Origin of the sequence: Streptomyces sp. 3MP-14, assembly GCF_006334905.2 — a bacterium.
Lineage (GTDB): Bacteria > Actinomycetota > Actinomycetes > Streptomycetales > Streptomycetaceae > Streptomyces > Streptomyces triticirhizae.
In genome coordinates, this window is record NZ_VDLZ02000008.1 from 106,343 (window position 1) to 124,385 (window position 18,043).

Here is an 18,043-nt window from a genome sequence, read left to right on the forward strand (position 1 = left end):
ACCCTTACGCCGTCGCCTCGGACTCGTCGAGGAGGCGGCGCAGCACCTCCGCCTCGGCGTGGAGCCGCGCGGCCCGCTCCGCGTGCGTCGGGGACGTCAACTGCGCTGCGGCGGCCTGCCGTTCCTCGATCTCGGCCCGCACCACCGCCACGACATCCGCCTCGCTCAACGCGCGGCGCGGCGCCTCGGCGGCTCCCACGCCGACGGGCGACGCCTCGATCGCGCCGGCGCTCGGCGCGGCGTCCACCGGCACCGCCTCGGCGTTGTCCAACGCGGCGAGCGTGCCCCGCAGGGCACTGACCGCCGCCCGATCCCGGGCCCGCATGGCCGCAGGCAGGGCCTCACGCAGGCGCGTACGCAGTGATGACATGCCTCGACCCTAGGCGATCTTCCGGAACGAGCGGCCGCCGGCCACCGCCCCCGGGCGGCCGGCTGACAACGCGGCGCCCCCTGGCATAGGTTGAGCCCGCGCCGGAGGGCCACCGCCGGCCGCCAGCCGTAACGCCCCACCGCCCCACCAGCCCACCGCCTGAACTCCGCCCCGGGAGGCCGGCGTTGACGCCCGACGCCCGACGCCGTGTGCCGCGCACCGACGTGCTGCTGGCCGATGCCCGACTGGCCGACGCATCCCGCCGGTTGGGCCGCACCCTGGTCCGCCGCGCCGTCGCGGACGCCCAACAGCGCGTGCGCGAAGGCGCGTTGGCGCCGGAACGGGCCGCCGAAGCGGCGCTCGCTGCGCTCCCCGAGGCCGCCACCAGCCTGCGGCCCGTGGTCAACGCCACCGGCGTTCTCGTCCACACCAACCTGGGCCGCGCCCCGCTCTCCCCGGCCGCCGTCGAGGCGGTGCGGGCCGCTTCCGGGCCGACGGACGTGGAGTTCGACCTGGCCGGCAGCGGGCGCCGCGCCCGGCGGGGCCGGGGCACGCTCGCCGCCCTGGCCGAGGCCGTGCCGGCCGCCGAGGCCGTGCATGTGGTCAACAACAACGCCGCCGCCCTGGTGCTGGCCGCCACCGCGCTCGCCCAGGGCCGGGAGATCGTCATCAGCCGGGGCGAACTCGTCGAGATCGGCGACGGGTTCCGGCTGCCCGAGCTGCTGGCCAGCACCGGCGCGCGGCTGGTCGAGGTCGGCACGACCAACCGCACCCACCTCGACGACTACGCCCGGGTCATCGGCCCCGACACCGGCTGCCTGCTCAAGGTGCACCCGTCGAACTTCGCCCTCACCGGCTTTGTCTCCTCCGTTCCCGTCGCCCAACTCGCCACGCTCGGCGTCCCGTTGGTGCACGACATCGGCTCCGGGCTGCTCCGCCCGCACCCCGCGCTGCCCGACGAGCCCGACGCCGCGACCTCCCTGACCGCCGGCGCCGACCTGGTGACCGCCAGCGCCGACAAGCTGCTCGGCGGCCCGCAGGCCGGCCTGCTGCTCGGCCGCCGCGACCTCGTGGAACGGCTCCGCACCCACCCGCTGGCCCGCGCGCTGCGCGTCGACAAGCTCACCCTCGCCGCCCTGGAGGCCACCCTCCTCGGCCCCCAACCACCCGTTCAACAGGGCCTGTTGGCCGGGCCCGCCAAGCTGGCCGCCCGCGCCGATGCCCTCGCGAAGGAGCTGACCGCCCGGGGCGTCGCCGCCGAGCCCGTGCCCAGCGAGGCCCGCGTCGGCGGCGGCGGAGCCCCCGGCGTCGCCCTGCCCAGCGCCGCCGTCGCCCTGCCCGCCGGCCTGGCCGCGCCGCTGCGCGCCGGCCGTCCCGCCGTCGTCGGCCGCGTCCACGGCGACCGGCTGCTGCTGGACCTGCGCACCGTCCCCGAGGAGGACGACGCGACGCTGCTCGGCGCCGTCCTCGCCGTCGCGCCGGGCGAACGGGCATGAACGGGCCCGGTTCATGGGTGGTCGCCACCGCAGGCCATGTCGACCACGGCAAGTCCACGCTGCTGCGCGCCCTCACCGGCACCGACCCCGACCGGCTCGCCGAGGAACGCCGGCGGGGCCTCACCCTCGACCTCGGCTTCGTCTGGACCGCCGCGCCCAGCGGCCGCACCCTCGCCTTCGTGGACGTGCCCGGCCACCACCGCTATCTCGCCACCACCTTCGCCGGGATCGCCACCGCGCCCGCCGCGCTGCTGGCCGTCGCCGCCGACGAGGGCTGGCGCCAGCAGACCGACGAACACCTCGCCGCCCTCGACGCGTTCGGCGTCCGCACCGGCCTCCTCGTCGTCACCCGCGCCGACCTCGCCGACCCCGCGCCCGCCCTCGCCCAGGCGGCGGAACGCACCGCCGGCACCGGCCTCGCCCACGCGCCCGCCCTCGCCGTCAGCGCCCGCACCGGCGCCGGCCTCGACCAACTCATCGACGCTCTCGACGCGTTGGCCGCCGAACAGCCAACACCCGACGCTCAAGCGCCCGTTCGCCTCTGGCTGGACCGGGCGTTCAGCGTCGCCGGCGCCGGCACCGTCGTCACCGGAACGCTCGCCGCCGGCACCCTCGCCGTGGGCCAGGAACTCGAACTCGCCCCGGCCGGCGCCCCCGTCCAGGTCCGCGACCTTCAGAGCCACGGCCGCCGCGTCACCTCGGCCACCGGCCCGGCCCGGGTCGCCGTCAACCTCCGCCGCGTTCCCGCCGAACGCGTCGCCCGGGGCCACGCCCTCCTCACCCCCGGCGCCTGGTGGCCGACCCGGGCCGTGGATGTCCGCCTCCACCCAACGCCCGCCCCCGCGCGCACCGTTGATCGACGCAGGCTGCCCGCCGAACCCCTGGTCCACTGCGGCACCGCCGCGACCAGCGCCCGGCTGCGGCCCCTCGGCCCCGACGCCGCCCGCCTGGCCCTCCGCACCCCGCTGCCCCTGCACGTCGGCGACCGGCTGCTGCTGCGCGACCCCGGCTCCCGGCTGCTGGTCGGCGCCACGGTGCTGGACCCCGACCCGCCCCCGCTGACCCGCCGGGGCGCCGCCGCCAGCCGCGCCCGCCACCTCGCCGCCGTCGACGACCCCGCCGACCCCCGAACCCGGCTGGCCGCCACCGGCTTGGCCGAACGCGCCCAACTCGCCGCCCAGGGCTATGTCGTTGACCCCGAAGGCCCCGGCTGGCTGCTCGACCCCGAGCACGCCGCCCGGCTGCGCGCCGCCCTCGCCGAGGCGGTCGCCGACCACGCCGCCGCCCACCCCGCCGACCCCGGCCTTCCCGTCGCGGAAGCCCGCCACCGTCTCCCGGGCGCCCTCCCCGAGGACCTGCCGGACGAGGCGCTGGCCGCGCTCGCCGGCCCCGAACTCCCGTTGCGCGAGGGCCGGTTCTACCGCACGGCCGACGCCGAACGCCTTCCCCCGCGCGTCGCCGCCGCCCTCGCCGCGCTGCTCGCCGAGCTGGACGCGGCCCCGTTCCGGGCCCCGACCCGCCGCCGCCTCGCCGAACTCGGCCTGTCCGACGAGGCGTTGGCGCTCCTCGTCCGGCGCGGCCGGCTGGAACGCGTCGGCCCGCTCCGCCTCGCCCCGGGCGCCACCACCCGCGCCGCCGCCCAACTCGCCGTACTGGAACAGCCGTTCACGGTGAGCGAGGCGGCCCGCGCCTGGGCCACCAGCCGTCGCGTCGCGATCCCCCTCCTGGAGGCCCTCGACGCGGCCCGCCTCACCCGCCGCCACCCCGACGGCCGCCGCACCCTCACCACGGACGCGCGCTGATCCGCCGTCGGGCGGTCAGCGCCTGGTCTCGTACCTGCTCAGAACGACGCCGTCGGGGAACGTCCGGGTCTCCACCAGGTTCAGGTTCACCCAGCTGTCCAGGGCCGTGAAGAACGGGATGCCGCCGCCCACCAGGACCGGATGGGTGACCAGCACATACTCGTCGATCAGCCCGGCCCGCATCGCCGCCCCGGCGAGCGTGGCACCGGTGATGTCCATGGGGCCACCGTCCTCGGCCCTGAGCCTGGTGATCTCGGCGACCGCGTCGCCGGTGAACAGGCGGGCGTTCCAGTCGACCGGGACGTCCGTGGACGTGGCGGAGAAGACCACCTTCGGCATGTCCCGCCAGCGGTCGGCGAACTCGATCGCCGCCGGCGTGGCCCCCGGCTGCTGGTCGGCGGTCGGCCAGTGGGAACTCATGTTCTCCCACAACCTGCGCCCGTACAGCGCCAGATGCGTCGCGCCCACCCGGTCGGACCACCACTGGAACAGCTCGTCGCTCGGCACGCTCCAGCCGAGTTCGTCGCCGGGCGCGGCGACATAGCCGTCCAGGCTCGTGTTCATGGCGAAGGTCAGTCTGCGCATGGCGTCAGCTCCCATGAGTCGTCGGTATGTCGGCATGGAGACCGGCACACCGCGCGGAACTCATCGGTCGGGTCGGGCCATTCGGCGGCCGCAGGGTTCCCGTCAGGGCGCCTCCGCGTCCGCGCCCCCTCCCTCGGCGGCACCGGCATCCTCGCCCCCGCCCTCGGCGGCGCCACCGTCAGCCCCGGCGCCCTCCGTGCCGTCCTCGGCCTCCCCGCGCCCCTCGCTCTCCTCCGTCAGCGGAACGGCCTCCCCCTCCGGGCCATAGACGGAGAGGTCCTGCTCCAGCGAGAAGTCCGTGACGCTGTAGGCGAGTTGACCGTTCACCCACGCGATGTAGAAGCTCGGCTGTATCCACGCCTCGTCCGTGCGGAACAGCGGCTCGACCGTCTGCCCGTCCGCCGAGATCCGGGCGACCTGCCCCGAGGAGCCGAGGTGGCTGGCCTGGTGGATGATGACGCCCTCCTCGTCCGCCGCCAACACCGTCTGCTTGTAGAACTGGTCCGTTTCATACGCCCACTTGACCGCGCCCGTGGTCACGTCCATCGCGGTGACCGGGTTGCCGCCGGCCATGCCCGAGGGCGAGGCATAGAACGTGTCGCCGGCGACCGCCGTGCCGCCGCACTCGTCCACCTGGTTGTAGACCACGATGTCGTCCCGGCACCACTCCTCCAGCAGCAGATGCACGTCGTTCTCGGCCACGCCGGTGGTCGCGACGGGCACCTGGCCGGTGATCTGGCCGGCCTCGTCGACGAACAGCAGCTCGGTGTCCGGCCCGAACTCCTCCGAGCGCAGCGAGACCACCAGCGGCGTCGTGCTGTGGAACTTGCTCACCCAGCGGCCCTCCGGCACGTCCAGGCTCCACATCGTGTCGCCGGTCTCCGGGTCGATCTGCTCCAGCTTGAAGAACGGCGCGCTCGTCGTGCCGTTCGCCGCGTCCGTCACCGTGGCGCAGGTGCGCCGGCGGATCAGCCGCTCGCCGCCCGCCACCGCGTCGACGGCGCAGATCTCCTGGCCGTTGGCCGGCGGGTTCGCGTCCGCGAAGTCGGTCCGGTTGACGTCCTGGTGCAGCGAGCTGTAGACGGCGGCGCTCGCCGAGATGACCTCGCCGTCCGCGATGCGGTGCAGGTTCCAGCCGCCGTAGCTGTGGATGGCGTAGGAGGAGCCGGCAATCGCGATCGCGAAGCCGCCCGGGTCCTCCTCGGGCTCCAACGGCCGACTCCAGCCGGTCTCGCCCGTCGTCAGATCCATCTGCGTGATGTTCTGACCGCAGTTGGCCGACCCGTGACCGACGACGATCAGCCCGTCCTCGGTGGTGGTGGGCGGCGCGCAGATCGCGTCGCCCTCAAGCTCCTGGGTCCACAGCACGGAGCCGTCGGCCAGCGCATAGGCGGTGAAGACGTTGTCGACCGCCTTGACCAGGGTGTCCTCGCCGACCACCCAGACGCCTTCGATCCTGGCGTTCTCGGCGACATCCTCGTTCAGCGACCAGACCACGCCGCCGGGCGTCTCGGGCGTCGCGCCCATCGGCGGCCGCGTGTTGCTGTCGTCCGATCCTGGCCCGAACAGGAACCACCCGCCGCCGCCCAGCGCCAGCACCAACACCACGACGAGGATCGGCACCCACGGGGACTTCTTCCGATGCCGGTGCCCCGGCGGCGGAGCGGGCGGCATCCCGCCGGGCATCCCTCCCGGCGGCGGCCCGCCCCACGCCTGCGGCTGTCCGGGATGCTGCGCGGGCTGCCCCGGCTGCTGCCCCGGCTGCCCCGGATAGCCGTACGGGCCCGCCGGCATCTGCCCCTGCGCCGGCGGCCCGAACTGCCCCGGCGCGCCGAACGGTTGGGGTGGTTGCTGCTGGTGCGACGGCTGGCCGGGTGGTGGCGGGGCCGGCGGGCCGCCGTACCCCTGCGGCCCCGGCTGCTGGTACTCCCCGGGCACGCCGCCCTGCATTCCACCTGACATGAGTGATTCCCCTTCACCAACCTGCGACCGCGCCACAGCGCACGAACCCCCCGGGTTCAGCGAGCCGACGTCGCCGATGTGGACCGGCGTCCCGTCATCCGGTGGCGCGCCCCGGCGGACCGCCGCCGCTGCCCCGTTGGCATGTCGCCCCTGCTCGCTTCAGAAACTTCGACGGGCCGACAGCGGTTGACGCTGCCGGCCCGTCTCCCCCGATAGGTACCCACGGACGCGATGCGTCCGGCGTGCCTTTCCCTTCCCATCATGGGGACGCCGCTTTCATCGCACTTTCCTCGCGCCTACCCGATGGGCGACCCCCGCCCGCTCACCCCTGTGCCACGCTCCCGAGCAGCCGCCGGAGGCGCCGGCCGAACGCGGTGCGCGCCGGATGCCGCGCCCTGGCCAGCCAACGGACCGGCAACGTGGGGGAGTCGCGCGCCGGATCGCCGTACAGGGGAACGGGGCGGCCGTCGGCGTCGATCGGCGCGGACCGCGTTGCCTCCGTGTAGTCCCAGGTCATGGCGTGGAGCTGGGTGAGGCAGGGCCGGCAGGCGAACAGCGGCGCGTGCGCGCCGGCCGCGCTGATGGCGCCGATCCAGGTGACGGGGGTGACCTGGTGGTCGCAGAAGAACCAGCAGGGACCAATGACCCACCCCTGGTCGCCCTCCCGCCCGGGCGCGGGCGGAAGGAACTCCCAGGCGCACCCGCCGTCCTCGGCCATGCTCAGGCGAACGCGGCTTCGGGCCGGTCGCCGTTGACCAGAAGCGGCAGCCTGCGGCGCTGCCCGGCGGCGATGATCGCGTACTGGTAGAGCCCGGGCGGCTCGTGCAGCTCCCGCATGGGCACCCAACTGGCGCCGCCCTTCGGGTCGTTGGACGGCAGCTCCGGCAGGTGCCCGCCGTCGAGCACGAGGTCCAGCCCGATGAGCGTGCCCTGTTCATCGGTGCGCGGCGATGAGGCGTAGATCTCGGCGAGGGTGCGGTCGTAGCCGGTGGTGGCGATGAGGTGTTCGCGGGCGGTGAGGATGACGCACCGCCCGTTGGGCACCTGCCCGTGCGGCAGGACCCAGCCCTGGTCGCCGTCCTCCCTGTTCCCGCGCACCATCAGCACGTGGTTGCTGTGGGTGGTGGCGAGGATGTGGAAGGTGAGCGGGATCGGGGAATCAACGATGGTGGTGTGCATGGAGTTTCCGGGTTCGCTTTCTTCTCGGGTTCTTCGCTGGTTCTTCTCGGGTGACTGTCGCGGTCGACGTCAGTTGAGGGCGGCCGGCAGGAGCCCGGCCAGGGCGGTGAGCAGGCACATCAACCCGACGAACGCCGGCCCCGCCGCCCGTTGGAGGAACGAGTCCGGCGCCGGCGGGGTGGGCCCCGACCGGGGGTGGACGCGCCAGTGCCGCTCGGTGGTGGCGATGAACTGCCGGTGCGCCGGCTCCTGTTGCACGTGCTGGATGGCCCAGACGGCAACCGGGAGTTGGTCGTCGTCGAAGAGCGGGGAACGGGCCTCGCAGGTCATGCAGGCCACGCCGTAGATCCCCTCGGGCACCCCCGGCCCGCGCTCCTCGCACAACACCCAGTCGGCGCCCTTCACGATCGAGGCTTCCTCGGTCACGCCTCCGGTCCTTCCTCTCTCTCCTGCGGGTGGGGCGCGCGTTCACCGCCGGGCCGTCTCGCCGTCTCCGCAGGCGAGCGGGAACCGGAACCACACGGACTTGCCCCCGTCGAGGCGGGTGCACCCCCAGGCCGGCGCCATCTCGCACAGCAGCCACAGACCACGCCCGCTCTCCGAACTCCAGTCGGGAACGGTCAGCTTGGGGACCCGCAACGATCGGTCGCAGACCGAGATTCGGACGTCCCTGTCACTCTCACAGGTGACAACCAGTCGACAACGCGGGTCGTGCGCCACATGCTTGATCACATTGCTGATCAGCTCCGTGACGCCGAGACGCGTGAGCGCGACGGCATCCCGGTCACCGCCCAGCCGGCCAACGGCCCCTGCCGCAATCGCACGCCAGTGTTCGAGTTCCGATGTGCAAGCGACCAGATCCCAGGCGTAGGTTGCGTCGTCCTCAGCGATCCTGGCGATGGTGACGGGCATGGGGCACCTCCCCGAAGCGATGCTTGTCGACCCCTCAAGAGCGCGTCTGAGCAGGCCAGTTGACCACCAACACGGTCCGTGTCGCGGTGTTCACACACTCAGCATGGACCCGCTGGCTTCCGTGGTGCAAGTCGGCTGTTGAAATTCATTTGTTCGATCGCGAGATTCCGCACGGCACGCTACGCTGTCGGCCAGCTACCGAAAGGACCGTCAGATGCCGGACAACCCGAACCCGACCGTCCGCCGCCGTGTGCTGGGCACCAACCTGCGCCGACTGCGCGAGCGCCACGGACTGCTTCTGGAGCACGCCGCCGAGCAGTTGAGCTGCAACATCTCGAAGGTCTCGCGCATCGAGTCGGGCCGAAGCCCGATCCGGCCGCTGGACCTCAAGGCGCTGCTCGACCTGTACCAGGTCAAGGACCCTGCGATGCGCGAGGGTTGGCTGTTCCTGGCCCGCGAGAGTCGCAAGCAGCGCTGGTGGCGCGTCCTGGAGGACCAGCTGCCCCAGGACTTCCTCGACTTCGTCGGCCTGGAGGAGGACACCTCCTACTCGCGAGGCTTCCAGCCGGGCGTGATCGACAGCCTCTTCCAGACCAAGGAGTACGCCCGGGCCATCATCGGCGGTGGCTCGCCCAAGCCGCTCGGGCCGGAGGAGCAGACCAGGTTCGACGTCCGGTTGGAGCGGCAGAAGGCGCTGCTCCGCGAGGAGAACCCGATCGAGGTCTGGATGGTCCTCGGCGAGGCCGCCCTGCGCCAGCAGGTCGGCGGACCGGCCGTCATGCGAAACCAGTTGCGCCATCTGATCGAGCTGGCGAAGCTTCCAAACGTGACGATGCAGGTACTACCCTTCTCCGTAGGGGCGTACCGAGGTGGGCCCTTTCCCTTCAAGATCTACCGGTTCCCCGAGCCGTCCGACATGGAAGTCGTGCTGCTGGAGAACCACATCAGTCACACATACCTCGAAGACCCCGCCGACATCGGGCTCTACGCGGACATCTTCAACCATCTGCGGGCCACGGCCCTGGGCGAGTTGGAGAGCCAGTCCCTGATCGAGAGCATCATCAGGGAAACGGACGCATAAGAAGGAACACGGGAAATGCAGGCAGACCAGTTCGGGTGGTTCAAGAGCAGTTACAGCGCGCAGAACGGTGAGTGCGTTGAGGCCCGCCGCCGCACCGAGGGCGGCCTGCACGTTCGTGACTCCAAGCGCACCGAGGCGACGGCCATCGCCTTCGAGGCGGCGCCCTGGGCGGCGTTCGCCCAGGCGCTAAAGGCCGACGCCTTCGACGTTCGCTGACGGACCTCACACACAACACGGGGCGGCGGAGATTCTTTCTCCGCCGCCCCGACCTTTTTCGCGAGGAGAGGCAGGACGATGGCAATGGAACGACCGAACCAGCCCTGGCGGAAGAGCAGTTACAGCGCACAGAACGGCGACTGCCTGGAAGTCGCGCCCACGCCCTCCGGCCGGGCCGTTCGGGATTCGAAGGTGCCGGCGGGGCCGGTGCTCACCTTCCCCGCCGCTCAATGGCGGGTTCTCCTGACGCACCTGACCAGGGACTGAACCCTTACCCGACCATCGCACGCCTGGGTTGATTCGGGCGTTGGAGGAGGAGTGAGCGACGGATGATGGGCGAACAGGCCCTCGGGCCCTGGCGGAAGAGCAGCCACAGTATGCAGAACGGCGAGTGCCTGGAGGTGGCGGCGACGCCTTCGGGGCGGGCCGTCCGGGACTCCAAGATGCCGGCGAGTCCGGTGTTGACGTTCCCGGCGTCCCAGTGGCGGGTGCTGCTGGCGCACCTGACCACGGACTGAACCCTTTTCCAGGCGCCGCGCGTTCGCTTGATCCGGCGTCGGCGCGTGAACGGCAGGAGGAGTGAGCGACGGATGATGGGCGAACACCCCACCGGTCCCTGGCGGAAGAGTAGTTACAGCGGTGGCAACGGTGACTGCCTGGAGGTGGCTGCGACGCGCACGGGACGTGCGGTTCGGGACTCGAAAATGCCGGCGGCGCCGGTGCTGACCTTTCCGGCGTCCCAGTGGCGGGTGCTGCTGGCGCACCTGAGCACGGACTGAACCCTTACCCGACGACCACCCACCGCGCCCCGCCGGGACGGCAACACCCCGGCGGGGCGTCCGCATCGCGCGCGCGCCGGCGTCGGCGCGCCGGGAGTTCGAGGACATGGTGGTGAACGCGATCACCAACGCCGAACGTAGGGGCCGGATCAAGGCGGGTGGACGGAGAGGCGCCCATCTCCATGCACACCGGCGGCTCAGGAATCGTCTCGGGCGCGGCGGCGGGTGATGAGGAGGGCGATCAGGCCCCCGAATCCGAGCACAACGGCGGCGATGACTCCGCCAGTTGCCCAGGTGCGCCAAGTGTCGCTGCCGGTGTGGCCGGTGACCACGACGATGTCGCTGCCCGTTGTGGAGGTGATGTCGCTGGGCGCAAGGATCACGTCGTCCGCGTCGAGCAGGTTGTTGTTCTCGCGGAAGTCGTCCAGACCGCCGGTGTAGGACTCACCGGTCGAGTCGATCAGGGTGTCGGTTCCTTCGCCGAAGTACACGGTCAGCACCTCCAGCGACTCGTCCTCGTGTTTGACCAGGATGGAACGTTGGAGGTCCGCCTCGGCGGGGCAGTCGGAGTCAGCACCGCACGGGGACGGGGACAGGAGGCGGTTGAACGTTTGCTGTGGGGTGCCGTAGGCGGCGAAGTTGGCCAGCCGGTCCTCCGTCGTTCCGCCGCCGCTGTCGAGGGGGTCGTTCACGACATCGGTCGATTCCAGGTACTCCTGGAAGAGTTCTTCCCTCTCCGGGATCTCCGGCTCCCCAGAGCCGCACGAAGTGAGCATGAGGGCGGCTAACGCGGCGGCCGTCATTGCGGCGGAGCGGAACAGCCTCACGCGCGAGCGTGGTCGCGGATCTGTCATGGACGATGCCTACCAGGCCGGGCTCGGGAGGGGTCCCGTCATCCTCGAACCGCACACCGCGACAGAACGCGGATATGACACCTCTCAAGAGAGGACAGGGCGGTGCCGATCGCGTTCCGGCGGGAGGCCACCGCGTCACCGGCCGGCGCGGGCGGGCCGGGTCAGCAACTCGGCCAGCGCCTCGCCGAACCCCACCAGTCGTTCCAACTCCTCGCCGCCCCGCGCGATCCGCACCCCGTGGCGCCGCGCCCAGAACACGCCCTGCACGGCGTGGAACTGAGCCCAGCACCGCACCCGTTCCCGTTCCAACTCCGCCGCCTCGGCGAACGCGGCCAGCACCCGGTGGACCGCCCGGCCCAGGTCGTCGGCCCCGAGCAGGGCCGGGGCGCGCGACTTCAGGAGCGTTCCCCCGTCGTAGGCGGGGTCGCCGACCAGACCCTTCGGATCGACGGCCAGCCACGGCTCGCGTTCGGCGTGGAGGATGTTCCCGCCGTGCAGGTCGCCGTGCACCATGACCTCGGGCTGTTCATGCCCAAGCTCGGTCGCGGTCGCCACGGCGGCGGCCACCGTTCCGGGCGCCATTCCGTGTGGCAACTCCGCGTCGTCTGTCCGGAGTTGGGCCACCCACTCCGCAACCCGTTCCCGCAGCCTCGGCAGGCCGGGCGGCGCGGGGACGGCCAGCCGGCGGCTGAGCCGGCCCGCGACCGTCACCACCTCGTCGCCGTCCTCGACCTCCGCCAGGCTGCTCGCGTGCGCCCGTTCCAGCAGCATCGCGAAGCGCGCGTCGTCCCGTTCGTACAGCAGCACCGCGCCGCGCCCGCGCCACGCCATGAACGCGTCCGGTTCATGCACGTTGCCGGGGTGCGGGAACGACACCTTCAGCACGGCCGGGCCCTCCGCCCGGCGCCGCACCGGGACGATCACCCCGACGCCGCCGTGCGTGATCCCGCCGTCCGGCAGACAGTTCCAGCGTTCCACCAACTCAGCCACGACGGCGGGCAGTTGTGCGACCCACGCCGCGCCGGGCGCGCCCTCCCGTTCCACCGTTTCCCGCGCCAACGCCTCCGGCACCTCGAACATCCCGGCAGCCTACGCGCCGCCCCCGTGCCCGCCCCGCCCATCGCCGTTTCGCCGACTCCGCCGTACCGTGGAAGAGGCGAGACACGACAGGTGAACCCGGGGGGGCGAACTTCTGTGCTGCGCACACGACTTCGGAATGTTCTGGTGGCCGGTCTGGCCGTCGGCTTACTCGCGGCCTGCGGCGGCGGGACGGACGACCAGGTGGACGGGAGCCTGACGGAGGCTTCCGACGAGGAGAAGGACGACGGTTCGGCGGCCTCGGGTGGGCCGTCCGACGACGAGAGCGACGCCGAACTCGGCCCGCCCGAAACACAGTTACCGGTGCCCGCCGTCTACGACACCTCGCGGGGATGGCAGACGGAGAGCGGCGAGGTGCTGGCCCTGCCCCATGCGCGGGCCGTCGCCGAACCGGTCTGGGGCGCGAACACCTCGGAGGCGCGGCTGCGGGTGCGCGACCTCGCCACCGGGGAGACCCGGTGGACCAGCGACCCGGTGACGGCGGTCAGCCCGGACGCGGCCCTCGCGTTCCTCGCGCTCTCCTTCGACGGCCGGGACTACGCCGTCGCCTGGTCGGCCGGCGTCACCGAGGGCGGCACCATCGAACGCGGCGACGAGGTGACCGTGCTCCACATCTTCCCGGTCGACGAGTCCGCCGACGCGCCCGAGCCGATCTATGTCGAGGTGGAGGGCGAGGGGCAGGTCGAGGAACGGGGCGGACTGGTGGTCACCTTCGGCGGCGACCTGGGGTTCCTACCCGGAGCGGAGTCCGTGGTGGCGGTGGACCCGGCAACGGGGGACCGAACCGCCCTGACTCCGGAGGCGTTGGAGCCGCCCGCCTCCTGCGCGGACTGCGGCCCGATCAGTGAGGCGTCGGAAGCCGTCATCCTCGGGACGACCCCGAACGGTCCGCTGCTCGGAGAGCCCGGGCTGTACGACGACTTCGACGCGGTCTGGGTCTCCGGCGGCTGGTCGCTCGCCGACATCGCGCCCGACGACGCCGACCCGACGGACAGCACGGGCAGCCTGGTCGCGGGTGGTGCGATCGTCGCGGTCTGGCCGTCGTTGGAGGACGAGAACCAACGGGTGTGGGCAGCAGTGGACAGCGCGACCGGCGAGATCCGAGCGAGGCTCAGGTGCCCCGTCGGCCACAAGGCCGTCGCTGCGGCGGAGGGACTGTCGTCGAACGGGCGCTACCTGTTCCACGAGCGGGTGGTGTTCGACCTCCAGGAGGGCACCGGCGACTGCTTCCCGGAGACCGAGGACTCCAACCCGGTCCGCTTCACGGCGATCACCGACACGGGCCGCGCGTTCGGCACGGCCGAACCCCCGGACGACCCCTTCGGCGACATCCCCCTCCAACTGGACCTCGCCACGGGCGAAATCACAGACTTCGCCGACCAGGACCCGCCCCCCGTCTTCCCCACCACCGACATCGACGGCTACGGCATCTTCACCGACGACCCGGACTACCCGACGGTCACCGTGATCTACCCACCGGCCGAAGGGGGAGACGCGTGATGCGTGGTGCGTGAACGAGGAACGATGGGGGAGTGCGGGCCTGGCAGCGCCGGCGAAGAGCGACGAGGAGAGGACCTGCCACGGATGCTGCGGATGGGTGGGGCGTGGGGTGCTTCGCCCCATAGGTCGCGTTCCCAAGAAGTAAGTAAAATCCGCTTCGAGCGCCGATAAAACCCCAGCTCACGAACTCTGCTCCCCGCACGCGCGGGGATGGTCCCAGCTTGGCGACGCGGGCCACGACTTCCCTGGCCTGCTCCCCGCACGCGCGGGGATGGTCCCCAGCGATCGAGACCGACAGCGAACCCATGGCCCTGCTCCCCGCACGCGCGGGGATGGTCCCCGAACCGAGGCGCAACGCGCCTACACCGCCGGCTGCTCCCCGCACGCGCGGGGATGGTCCCGTCCATGCGGGCCGCCACCAGGGGCGGGTGTCCTGCTCCCCGCACGCGCGAGGATGGTCCCCGGGCGTTCGTGCATTGATCAACTCGGATGCCCCGGCGTCCCCTTGCACACGCCAGACCCCCCGCCCCCGGCGCCGCCCAGGTGCCAGGGCCCCGCGCGGCGGCCCCCGCCCCGGCGGCCCCGCGCCGGCGGCGCCCCCTGCGCGGCTCGTGCCCCACGGGCACGAGCCGCTTCGCGGGCCCCGTTCCCGACCGGTTATGCGAACGGCGTTCGACAGCTAGCATCGCCGACGGCATGGGAGCGCTCCCGCGCGTTGCCTCCCCGTGCGTGCGGCGGACCGAAGGCGTGGTCGGTGCCGCCCCGCCGGGGAGGCGACGCGCACCCCACCCCAACCTCACACCCCGGCAACGCCCGCAACCCCGCAACCCCCGCACCAGCCCAACCCCCCACCACCCCCAACCCGGAAGGGGCGCACGTGAAGAGCCGCTCACGACCGTTGTTGACCGTACTGGCCGCGATACTGGCCGTTCTGGGCCTGGCAACCCTGCCCGCCCTCTCGCAGGCCGCCACCCCGACCACCCCCGCCAGCCCCGCCGGCGAGGCGACCGCCGCCGGCGAGGCGACCCCCGCCGGCGAGGCGCCGGCCCCGGCGGACGCCGCCTCCGTCGTCGCCGCCATGCAACCCGGCTGGAACCTCGGCAACACCCTCGACGCCACCGGCGACGACGAGACCTCCTGGGGCAACCCGCGCGTCACGCAGGACCTGTTCGCCGCCGTCAAGGCGGAGGGTTTCAACAGCGTGCGCATCCCCGTGACCTGGTCCCAGCACCAGGGCGCGGCGCCCGACTACACCATCGACGCCGAGCAGTTGGCCCGCGTCGAGGAGGTCGTCGACATGGCGCTCGCCGAGGACCTGTACGTGCTGATCAACGTGCACCACGACTCCTGGCAGTGGGTCATGGAGCTGCCGACCAAGCACGACGAGGTGCTCGCCCGCTACACCGCCACCTGGACCCAGATCGCGGAGACCTTCGCCGACGCGCCGGGCCAGGTGCTCTTCGAGAGCATCAACGAGCCGTTCTTCGAGGGCAGTTCCGGTGACCAGCAGAACGCCGAGCTGATGCACGAGCTGAACGCGACGTTCCACGAGATCGTCCGTTCCTCCGGCGGCAACAACGCCGACCGGGTGCTCGTGCTGCCCACCCTCCAGACCTCAGCCGACCAGGCCCGGCTGGACGAACTCAACGCGACCTTCGCCGAGTTGAACGACCCGAACCTCGCGGCCACCGTTCACTACTACGGCTTCTGGCCGTTCAGCGTGAACATCGCCGGCTACACCCGCTTCGACGAGGAGACCGAGGCCGACCTGACCGGCATGTTCGAGCGGGTGGACCAGTCGTTCGTCTCGCAGGGCATTCCGGTGATCCTCGGCGAGTACGGGCTGCTGGGCTTCGACCGGCACACCGGGACCGTGGAGCAGGGCGAGAAGCTGAAGTTCTTCGAGGCGTTCGGCGCGGAGGCGCGCGAGCACGGCGTGACCACCATGCTCTGGGACAACGGTCAACACCTCGACCGGACCGAGCACGTCTGGCAGGACCCGGCGCTCTTCGCGCACATCTCGTCCAGCTGGACGGAGCGTTCGGGCACCGCGTCCAGCGACCAGGTGTATGTCGCGCGCGGCACCGCGCCGGAGGCGGCGACGCTCACCCTCAACCCCAACGGCAACACCCTCGTCTCGGTCAACGAGGACGGCACGCCGCTGACCGAGGGCACGGACTACACCGTCTCGGGCGACGAACTCACCCTCTCCGACGCTTTGTTGACCCGGCTCACCGAGAGCCAGGAGCACGGCGTCAACGCGACCCTGACGCTGGAGTTCTCGGCGGGGGTGCCGTGGGAGGTGAACGTCATCGTTCACGAGACCCCGACGCAGGAGGCGGCCACCGGGACCACGGAGGAGCTGCTGATCCCGACCGCGTTCCTCGGTGACCAACTCGCCACCATGGAGGCGGTCTACGACGACGGGACCAACGCGGGCCCGCAGGACTGGACCTCGTTCAAGGAGTTCGGCTACACCTTCAACCCGGACTACGCGGCCGGCACCATCGCGCTGACGCCCGAGTTCTTCGCGGATGTGCGGGACAACGCGACGGTCAACCTGACGTTCCACTTCTGGAGCGGCGCGACGCTCGACTACACGCTCACCACCTCGGGTTCGACGGTCACCGGCACCCCGGCCACCTGACGTTCCCCCTCCCGTCCCCACGCGCGGCCCTTCCCCGCGCGGGCGGCGGCACCGGCCCCGGGCGCTCAGCGCCCGGGGCCCACCCATGTCCGGAAACGACTGGGGCTGTCGAGAATATTGCTCGTTCTTTGCTCGGCCAGTACGGTACCCAGGCAGCAGCAAGGAAAGCGCTTACTCGAACCGTCGTGGCAGCCCACCCCGACGCGCACCCTCCCCGTCCCCAACTCCGCCGGGCCACCGCCGAGTTCTCCGGCCCTCGACCCCCCCCGATGCCCTCACCCCGCCCTGCGATGACGCGAGGAGACCTCCCTTCATGCCCAACCGGCGCTTGGCCAAGGCACAGCGGCAGCGACCCCGCGCTGTCGCATGGGCCGCGGTGCTCTCCGCGTCCGTGCTTCTGGCGACGGCCTGTTCCGGGGACCCCAGGGGTGACGACGAGAACGTCATCCTGATCGGCGTCTCGCTCCCGCTGACCGGCGACTTCTCCGAGCCGGGGAAGGGCGTGCAGCGCGGCTACGAGGCGTGGGTCGAGGCCGTCAACCGGAACGGTGGACTCCTCGGCAAGCGGGTCGAGTTGAAGATCCTCGACGACCAGTCCGCCGCCGACCGGGTGGTGCAGGACTACGAGGCGCTGATCGCGCTGGACGAGGTGGACCTGCTCTTCGGGCCGTTCTCCACCCGGCTGGTGATCCCCAGCGCCCGGGTCGCCGAGGAGTACGAGATGCTCTTCGTCGAACCGGCCGGCGCCGCCAACGAGGTGTTCGAGCAGGGCTTCGAGAACCTCTTCTACGCCGCCCCCGCCGTCGCCAACGACCATTACAACCATCTCGCCGATCACATCCTGTCGCTTCCGGAGGACGAACGGCCGCAGACGGTCGCGGTCGCGTCGATGGACGACCCGTTCGCGCAGTCCACCGCCTACGGCCTGCGGGACCGGCTGCGGGAGGGCGGACTTGAGATCGTGGTGGACGAGGAGTACCCGCCCAACACCACCGACTTCTCCTCCATCGCCGCCAAGATCAACGCCTCCGGCGCGGACATGGTGATCGGCGGAACCCAGTACCAGGACGCGGTGAACATCATCGTCCAGCTGCAACAGCTTGACTACCAGCCGAAGTTGGCCGCGTTCTCCACCGCGCCGACCAACCCCGAGTTCGCCGCCGCCATCGGCGCGAAGACCGAGGGCATCCTCTCGCCCACCGGCTACACCCCGGACGCGCCGTACCCGTCCAACGTGGAGTTCGTCGAGCTGTACCAGGAGATGTTCGGCACCCCGCCGGCCGAGGACGAGGCCAACGCCTACACCACGGGCCAGGTGGTCGCCGCCGCCGTGGAGGCCGTCGGCTGTGCCGAGCAGGGCGAGTGCCAGGAACGACTCGTCGACTGGCTGCGGGAGAACGAGGTCGAGACCATCGTCGGCCCGTTGAGCTGGGACGCCCAGGGCCGCCCGGAGGGCGCGCACCTGATCCAGCAGTACGTGGACGGCGAGATCCGCATCGTGCTTCCCGAGGAGACCCAGGAAGCCGAGTTCGTCTACCCGAAGCCGGAGTGGTGAGCAGGGC

The 18,043-nt window shown here is 72.0% G+C and carries 19 protein-coding genes and 1 CRISPR repeat array; of the genes, 10 read left to right on the forward strand and 9 right to left on the reverse strand.

The genetic code is table 11. The features are described from left to right. Positions 1 to 4: 4 nt before the first annotated feature. Positions 5 to 325 (reverse strand): hypothetical protein, encoded by a 321-nt coding sequence (locus FH609_RS15140; protein ID WP_139668048.1) that lies wholly within the window; start codon positions 323 to 325, stop codon positions 5 to 7. 230 nt (positions 326 to 555) lie between these two features. Between FH609_RS15140 and selA the strand changes: the two genes are divergently transcribed. Next, positions 556 to 1,866 (forward strand): L-seryl-tRNA(Sec) selenium transferase, encoded by a 1,311-nt coding sequence (selA, locus tag FH609_RS15145; protein ID WP_226961680.1) that lies wholly within the window; start codon positions 556 to 558, stop codon positions 1,864 to 1,866. Next, positions 1,863 to 3,668, forward strand: coding sequence for a selenocysteine-specific translation elongation factor (gene selB, locus FH609_RS15150; protein ID WP_139667755.1), 1,806 nt, complete (start codon positions 1,863 to 1,865; stop codon positions 3,666 to 3,668). The genes selA and selB overlap by 4 nt, the downstream gene beginning before the upstream one ends. Before the next feature lie 15 nt (positions 3,669 to 3,683). On the opposite strand, the gene FH609_RS15155 is transcribed toward selB, so the two are convergent. The 6 genes from FH609_RS15155 to FH609_RS15180 form a co-directional block, all read right to left on the reverse strand. Further along, positions 3,684 to 4,253 carry a dihydrofolate reductase family protein gene (locus FH609_RS15155; RefSeq protein ID WP_139667756.1) on the reverse strand — a complete coding sequence of 190 codons (570 nt, stop codon included), beginning with the start codon at positions 4,251 to 4,253 and terminating at the stop codon, positions 3,684 to 3,686. Positions 4,254 to 4,355: 102 nt separating this feature from the next. Next, a complete protein-coding gene (locus FH609_RS15160) occupies positions 4,356 to 6,215 on the reverse strand; it encodes a PQQ-binding-like beta-propeller repeat protein (RefSeq protein ID WP_139667757.1) in 1,860 nt (619 codons plus the stop codon). Positions 6,216 to 6,537: 322 nt separating this feature from the next. Beyond that, the gene (locus FH609_RS15165) at positions 6,538 to 6,933 is read right to left on the reverse strand and encodes a hypothetical protein (protein ID WP_139667758.1); all 396 of its coding nucleotides are present in this window, start codon (positions 6,931 to 6,933) and stop codon (positions 6,538 to 6,540) included. A 2-nt stretch (positions 6,934 to 6,935) separates the two neighbouring features. Next, positions 6,936 to 7,394: a hypothetical protein gene (locus FH609_RS15170; protein ID WP_139667759.1), complete on the reverse strand. Its 459-nt coding sequence runs from the start codon at positions 7,392 to 7,394 to the stop codon at positions 6,936 to 6,938. A gap of 69 nt (positions 7,395 to 7,463) precedes the next feature. Continuing rightward, on the reverse strand, positions 7,464 to 7,820 hold the full coding sequence (locus FH609_RS15175; RefSeq protein WP_139667760.1) for a hypothetical protein: 357 nt from the start codon (positions 7,818 to 7,820) through the stop codon (positions 7,464 to 7,466). 42 nt (positions 7,821 to 7,862) lie between these two features. Further along, positions 7,863 to 8,306, reverse strand: coding sequence for an ATP-binding protein (locus FH609_RS15180; RefSeq protein ID WP_139667761.1), 444 nt, complete (start codon positions 8,304 to 8,306; stop codon positions 7,863 to 7,865). Between the two features lie 214 nt (positions 8,307 to 8,520). Between FH609_RS15180 and FH609_RS15190 the strand changes: the two genes are divergently transcribed. The 5 genes from FH609_RS15190 (at position 8,521) to FH609_RS15210 (ending at position 10,382) form a co-directional block, all read left to right on the forward strand. After that, positions 8,521 to 9,387, forward strand: a complete 867-nt coding sequence (locus FH609_RS15190; protein ID WP_139667762.1) for a helix-turn-helix domain-containing protein — start codon at positions 8,521 to 8,523, stop codon at positions 9,385 to 9,387. 15 nt (positions 9,388 to 9,402) lie between these two features. After that, on the forward strand, positions 9,403 to 9,603 hold the full coding sequence (locus FH609_RS15195) for a DUF397 domain-containing protein (protein WP_139667763.1): 201 nt from the start codon (positions 9,403 to 9,405) through the stop codon (positions 9,601 to 9,603). Between the two features lie 84 nt (positions 9,604 to 9,687). Continuing rightward, positions 9,688 to 9,870 carry a DUF397 domain-containing protein gene (locus tag FH609_RS15200; RefSeq protein WP_139668055.1) on the forward strand — a complete coding sequence of 61 codons (183 nt, stop codon included), beginning with the start codon at positions 9,688 to 9,690 and terminating at the stop codon, positions 9,868 to 9,870. Positions 9,871 to 9,932: 62 nt separating this feature from the next. Further along, on the forward strand, positions 9,933 to 10,121 hold the full coding sequence (locus tag FH609_RS15205; RefSeq protein ID WP_319789594.1) for a DUF397 domain-containing protein: 189 nt from the start codon (positions 9,933 to 9,935) through the stop codon (positions 10,119 to 10,121). A 75-nt stretch (positions 10,122 to 10,196) separates the two neighbouring features. Next, positions 10,197 to 10,382, forward strand: a complete 186-nt coding sequence (locus tag FH609_RS15210; protein ID WP_139668060.1) for a DUF397 domain-containing protein — start codon at positions 10,197 to 10,199, stop codon at positions 10,380 to 10,382. Between the two features lie 197 nt (positions 10,383 to 10,579). Here the strand turns inward: FH609_RS15210 and FH609_RS15215 are convergent, their stop codons facing one another. Both FH609_RS15215 and FH609_RS15220 read right to left on the reverse strand, forming a co-directional pair. After that, positions 10,580 to 11,236 carry a hypothetical protein gene (locus FH609_RS15215; protein WP_139667764.1) on the reverse strand — a complete coding sequence of 219 codons (657 nt, stop codon included), beginning with the start codon at positions 11,234 to 11,236 and terminating at the stop codon, positions 10,580 to 10,582. A gap of 135 nt (positions 11,237 to 11,371) precedes the next feature. Further along, the gene (locus tag FH609_RS15220) at positions 11,372 to 12,316 is read right to left on the reverse strand and encodes an aminoglycoside phosphotransferase family protein (protein WP_139667766.1); all 945 of its coding nucleotides are present in this window, start codon (positions 12,314 to 12,316) and stop codon (positions 11,372 to 11,374) included. Between the two features lie 144 nt (positions 12,317 to 12,460). Here FH609_RS15220 and FH609_RS15225 point away from each other — a divergent pair, with 144 nt between their 5' ends. The 3 genes from FH609_RS15225 (at position 12,461) to FH609_RS15235 (ending at position 18,036) form a co-directional block, all read left to right on the forward strand. Then, the gene (locus tag FH609_RS15225; RefSeq protein ID WP_139667768.1) at positions 12,461 to 13,834 is read left to right on the forward strand and encodes a hypothetical protein; all 1,374 of its coding nucleotides are present in this window, start codon (positions 12,461 to 12,463) and stop codon (positions 13,832 to 13,834) included. A 189-nt stretch (positions 13,835 to 14,023) separates the two neighbouring features. After that, positions 14,024 to 14,296: direct repeats of the CRISPR family, unit length 29 nt; unit sequence CTGCTCCCCGCACGCGCGGGGATGGTCCC. A 415-nt stretch (positions 14,297 to 14,711) separates the two neighbouring features. Beyond that, positions 14,712 to 16,481 carry a cellulase family glycosylhydrolase gene (locus FH609_RS15230; protein ID WP_139667770.1) on the forward strand — a complete coding sequence of 590 codons (1,770 nt, stop codon included), beginning with the start codon at positions 14,712 to 14,714 and terminating at the stop codon, positions 16,479 to 16,481. A gap of 376 nt (positions 16,482 to 16,857) precedes the next feature. Then, positions 16,858 to 18,036: an amino acid ABC transporter substrate-binding protein gene (locus FH609_RS15235; RefSeq protein ID WP_226961684.1), complete on the forward strand. Its 1,179-nt coding sequence runs from the start codon at positions 16,858 to 16,860 to the stop codon at positions 18,034 to 18,036. Positions 18,037 to 18,043 lie beyond the last annotated feature (7 nt).